The following is a 1,159-nucleotide window of genomic DNA, read 5'->3' as shown; positions in this document are numbered from 1 at the left end:
AACTGAGGCAGCATTAAACCAGCAGGAGAAAACTGATACCTCAACTGCGGGAGGTCTAACAACTACATCCAGTCCAGATAATACAACTGAGACAACACTGGTGCAAGCACCTACTGGTGATACCAATGAAGAAACAGAAAAAAAAGGATTTCCCTGGTGGATCTTACTGTTATTAGGAATTCCTTTAATAGGAGCATTATTATGGGGACTGCTAAGAGGGCGTGGAGATGAGTCAGTAGGAACAGGAGGAACTGCTGTAGCTCCTGGAACAACTACAGATTCAGACTCCCCCCCTGTAGGGGGAACTCCTGTTACTGGTGCTGGAGTTGGAGAAGGAACTGATGCACCAGCAACCCAAACCCCAGAAGGTGAAAATCAAGCAGCCATTGGTACTTCTGGCATGGGAGTAGCTCCCATAGCAGGAGTAGCAGGAGTAGCAGGAATAGCAGGGTTAGTAGCAGCCTGGGCAAACCAAGAAAAAAATAGTCAAATAACTCTGACCCCTAATTATGGTCAAACAGCATTAGCAACTTGGTCAGTACCACAAGCAGACAAAGATGCAGCCAAATCATACGGTGGTGAGCAATATCAAGTACGAGTCTATGATGTTACAGATATTGAGCCAGATTCACAAATACCTCTACCCCAGAGTGTGCAACAGCATGATATCTTAGAATCAAGTACGCACAAAGAACTAGAGTCTCTAGAGAGTCAACGAGAATATCTAGCCGAAATAGGTTATGTCACAGATGAGAGTGAGTGGCTAAAGTTAGCTCGTTCTGAGCGAGTGCAGATATTAGAGGAAGAAGTAGGAGTAGATACTACTGTTAGGGTAACTGAAGCATCAGAAATAACTACAGTAACTCCAGAAACAGATACAGAAACTCCTACCACTGAAATAACTTCAGAAGATACCAATGAAACAGACGTTGGTAGTATTGTTACAGGTATTACCAGAATAGGAGGAATAGCAGGAGCAGCAGGTTTAGCAGAGACTCCAGAAGAAACAACAGAAGAAACAACAGAAGTTCCTACCACTGAGAAAACTTTAGAAGATAGTAATGAAACAGACGTTAGTAGTATTGGTACAGGTATTGCTGGAATAGCAGGTTTAGCAGAGACTCCAGAAGAAACAACAGAAGAAACAACAGAAGTTCCT

At 43.2% G+C, this 1,159-nt stretch carries 1 protein-coding gene; it reads left to right on the top strand.

Features of this window, described 5'->3' with window-relative positions; all coding sequences use genetic code 11:
• Window positions 1-1,159: DUF4912 domain-containing protein (locus tag ACP6PK_RS04480; RefSeq protein ID WP_426558122.1), on the top strand; the 1,159-nt coding region annotated here is incomplete at both ends.

This window comes from Dapis hubbardiae BLCC-M172, from assembly GCF_050016015.1.
In the GTDB taxonomy this organism is placed as follows: Bacteria; Cyanobacteriota; Cyanobacteriia; order Cyanobacteriales; family Microcoleaceae; genus Trichodesmium.
This window is presented reverse-complemented; position numbering and strand designations above follow the sequence as displayed.